This is a genomic window from Algoriphagus sp. (genome assembly GCF_024642405.1).
In the GTDB taxonomy this organism is placed as follows: Bacteria; Bacteroidota; Bacteroidia; order Cytophagales; family Cyclobacteriaceae; genus Algoriphagus.
On the sequence record NZ_JAHEBC010000384.1, the window covers coordinates 1 to 3,472 of the forward strand.

3 protein-coding genes and 1 pseudogene are annotated in these 3,472 nt (G+C 35.7%); 3 read left to right on the forward strand and 1 reads right to left on the reverse strand.

Annotated elements, in window-relative coordinates:
* Positions 1–891 (reverse strand): annotated as a pseudogene (locus tag Q0L68_RS18135) (protease); the annotation flags it as partial.
* Between the two features lie 238 nt (positions 892–1,129).
* On the opposite strand from Q0L68_RS18135, the gene Q0L68_RS18140 reads away from it, so the two are divergent.
* Genes Q0L68_RS18140 through Q0L68_RS18150 form a run of 3 tightly spaced genes read left to right on the forward strand, consistent with a single transcriptional unit; the run spans position 1,130 to position 3,456 of the window.
* Positions 1,130–1,915 carry a DUF6090 family protein gene (locus tag Q0L68_RS18140; RefSeq protein WP_296705671.1) on the forward strand — a complete coding sequence of 262 codons (786 nt, stop codon included), beginning with the start codon at positions 1,130–1,132 and terminating at the stop codon, positions 1,913–1,915.
* A gap of 42 nt (positions 1,916–1,957) precedes the next feature.
* Positions 1,958–2,743: a DUF6090 family protein gene (locus Q0L68_RS18145; protein WP_296705672.1), complete on the forward strand. Its 786-nt coding sequence runs from the start codon at positions 1,958–1,960 to the stop codon at positions 2,741–2,743.
* Positions 2,740–3,456: a DUF6090 family protein gene (locus tag Q0L68_RS18150; RefSeq protein ID WP_296705673.1), complete on the forward strand. Its 717-nt coding sequence runs from the start codon at positions 2,740–2,742 to the stop codon at positions 3,454–3,456. The genes Q0L68_RS18145 and Q0L68_RS18150 overlap by 4 nt, the downstream gene beginning before the upstream one ends.
* Positions 3,457–3,472 lie beyond the last annotated feature (16 nt).

The window sequence follows — 3,472 nt, forward strand, 5'->3', positions numbered from 1 at the left end:
CACCCATTTTTCCCGTAGCTGATCGAAATCTGAGATAAGCTGGATCGCTAAAGTTTTTGTTGTTCCGCTACCCAGATCCATCAATTTCAAATCTGCACCAACGCGGTAAACTAGTTGATTTCCGGAAATTGAAAACTCCCTAACATCAAAGCTTGGTTCTTTGGTGAGTTGCGTAAGTGAACCACCATTCTCATCCATGCTCCAAACATTCACTATTCCATCTCTGGAGGAAAGGAAATATACTTTCCCTTGATGCGGCACAGGATGATGATCCTCGCCATTGTAATCTTTGGTCAATTTTACTGCTTCAGCGGCTCCTTCGGTGTACTTCCAAAGTTGGCGAGCTGTTCCCCCCTCGTAGCGCTTGGTAACATTATTGTGAAATGTTGGTCGGACAAAAAAGTATGTAGCTCCATCCGCAGAGAAGCTTCCTTCAGCGGCCATTTCCAGCGGGAGAAGTTGCTTTGCACCATTGGAAACATCGACAGTTACTGTATTGAGTTTTGGGAGTGTTGAATATTGATTGGTCACGTAGGCAATTTCAGTTGCAGATTTCCAAGCCGTAGGAATCGAAGAAGAAGGTTCATAAGTCAGTCGCCTAGGAAGTCCCCCATCGATAGGCATCACATAAACCTCTGTTGGTCCTTCGTAACTAGCGGCATAAGCTACCCATTTGCCATCAGGTGAAATTTTTGGATCAGATTCATCACCAGCATGTGAAGTCAATCGGATGGCATTTCCTCCAGATACTGATACTCTCCAGATATCTCCTTCCGCCACAAAGACGAGTTGATCTCCATTGAGATTGGGATGCATGAAATAACCTCTGGCAGTTTGTGCAATAGAAAAATTGCAAATGAGGAGCAAAAGTGGAAAAAAGAATTTTGACATAGCTTTTTGATTTTGTAGAAAGAACTCAATCTAATTGATCTTGAAGAAATCCCAATACCTTTCGATATAATAATCAGCTTTAGCTGGGTTTGATTTATTTTAGAAGGAAGCTCTAAATAGGCTACATAAAAAATCAGCTGCAGGTTTAAATAGTCAAAATTCTATCTTGTATTTTGAGAATATCAAACATGATTATTCTAGACTTTCTGTATATTGATTTTCATCAGATTTTTTCACCATGATCTCATTTTTCAGAAAAATCCGCCAATCGCTAATCAGTCATAATAAAGTGACTCGCTACTTAGTCTATGCCATCGGGGAGATTGTTTTGGTTATGATTGGAATCCTCTTGGCATTGCAAGTAAACACCTGGAATGAAAAGAGGAAATTAAAAACTGAAGAAATAAAAACACTACAAAATTTTCGGGAAAGTTTAAAAGATGACTCCCTTAATTTTGAATTTTCCATGCTTTCTGTTAGGAAGACCGTAAAGTCAATGGAATTAATACTCAATTGGATAAATGCAGATAAGTCCTATCAGGATAGCCTTAAATATCATTTTGGTAACCTAAATAATTTAACCACTCCAATTATCAATACCAGTCCATTTGAATCTTTAAAATCCAATAATCTGACCCTCATTTCCAACAAAGATTTACGTCAAAAAATAATCCATTTTTATGACTCGAACAATGCGGGTATGGCATTACAGATTAATCATTATCGAGCTATTATTGAAGATGCTTCCTCACATTTTTATCCGGGAAGATTTGATGAATTTTGGAAAGCAACAAGCATCGATGTTCCAATTGAAAATGGTTTAAGCGAAACTATTTTAATTGGAGAAATGGAGCCGATTAATTTTGAAGATCTTAAGAAGGATCAAGAGTATCTATATTTTTTAAAAACTCTTAAAAATAAGCATCATTATTATTTGGAAATCAATACTGAAAACATGTTTACAAACTTGAAAAATTTGATGAATGAAATTGATAAAGAATTAGACCTCTTGGAAAATGGTTAAAAAAGACCGTTCACAATTTATTTGGGCTGTAACTTAATTAATATGATCTCATTTTTCAGAAAAATCCGCCAATCACTAATCCGACAGAATAAAGTAACTCGCTACTTGGTCTATGCCATCGGGGAGATTGTGTTGGTGGTGATTGGGATTTTGATCGCCCTATCTATTAATAATGCTAACGATACCCGGAAAGAGAGAAAAGAACTCAATAATTACTTATTGAAAATATCTAATGATGTAAATCGGGATATTGAGCAAATTGCGGGATTGAAAATCAGACGGGATTATGTTAGGGAAAAAGCAATCCAATCATTTAAACTTTTATTAAAAAATGACTTTAGTAATATAGAGTTGATTAGAGAAGGTGGAATATGTTTTATCGATTTCTATTTTATCCCAAATAAAAGTGGATTTGAAGCAATCAAATCCTCAACTTATTTAGGGGAAATAAATAACACAAAACTTGACAGCTTGCTTACAGGCTACTATGCCTTAGTTGATTTAATAGAAAATAGGGAAAAAGGCTTCAATGCCTTCATAGAAGAAATGGAGGCAGAGCTAAATAAAAGCGTTGATGTCCTACCAAGTCGTGCAACAAATTCAGCTCGTTGGGAACAAGAACTATTAGGCATGGATTCAACTAATTCAAATTGGAAAAAAAGGTTTGATGAGGTGATTTTAGAAAGAATTTCACATAACGCCTTTAAAGCTGCAATTGCAAGAACTTCGGAGGATTTTACTTACGAGTCCCGATACGAAAATTTGGTTGATCTTGGAAAAAACCTTGTTGATGAAATTAATGACGAAATAAGAAGACTAGAAAAATGAAACGGATCCTCTCCATCCTCAAAGAAAAATGGCCGGAATATATTCTGGAGATACTGGTAATTACCATCGGCATTTTGGGTGCTTTTGCTCTGAATAACTGGAATGAGCAGAAAAAAGATAAGATTAGAAAAACCTTACTTCTAAATGCCCTGACTCAAGAGTTCGAATCCAATCTCTCACAATTAAATGAAGTCATTTACTACGATGAATTGGTTTCAATAAATTCTCTGAGATTATTGAATTTAGAAGAAAAAGATATGGATTTGATGCCTGAAGATACCATGAGATTTCTTCTTCAAAATTCCAGTTGGATTTGGACATTCGACTCTAGATCAGGGGCATTAAGATCTGGTATTTCATCTGGTGATATTCATTTGATACAAAATGACAGCTTGGTAAACTTGTTATTCAGCTGGCAAGATATCGTCAGTGATGCCAATGAAAATGAGTCATGGAGTTTAGATCACCGAATGAACAAGGATTTTGTGATTGAGAAGTATGTTCCGAAAGTGACCTATAGAAGTTTTAAAAACAAGGAAATGGGGGATAGCAAGCATCCTGCAAACTATAAAAAACTGATTTTAGCCCCTGAATTCGAAAGCTATATTTCAGAACGATACAGTCATATGAATGACGCTCTGATGGAATTATATCAGGTAAAAGAGTTAAACATCCTTATTTTGCAACTTATTGATAATGAGTTAAAAAACTAGCTTAAACATGATCTCA

What these genes read in the sequence shown, in the direction of transcription:
- Q0L68_RS18140 (WP_296705671.1), top strand. Translation starts at nt 1,130, where the DNA reads ATGATCTCATTTTTCAGAAAAATCCGCCAATCGCTAATCAGTCATAAT.
- Q0L68_RS18145 (WP_296705672.1), top strand. Translation starts at nt 1,958, where the DNA reads ATGATCTCATTTTTCAGAAAAATCCGCCAATCACTAATCCGACAGAAT.
- Q0L68_RS18150 (WP_296705673.1), top strand. Translation starts at nt 2,740, where the DNA reads ATGAAACGGATCCTCTCCATCCTCAAAGAAAAATGGCCGGAATATATT.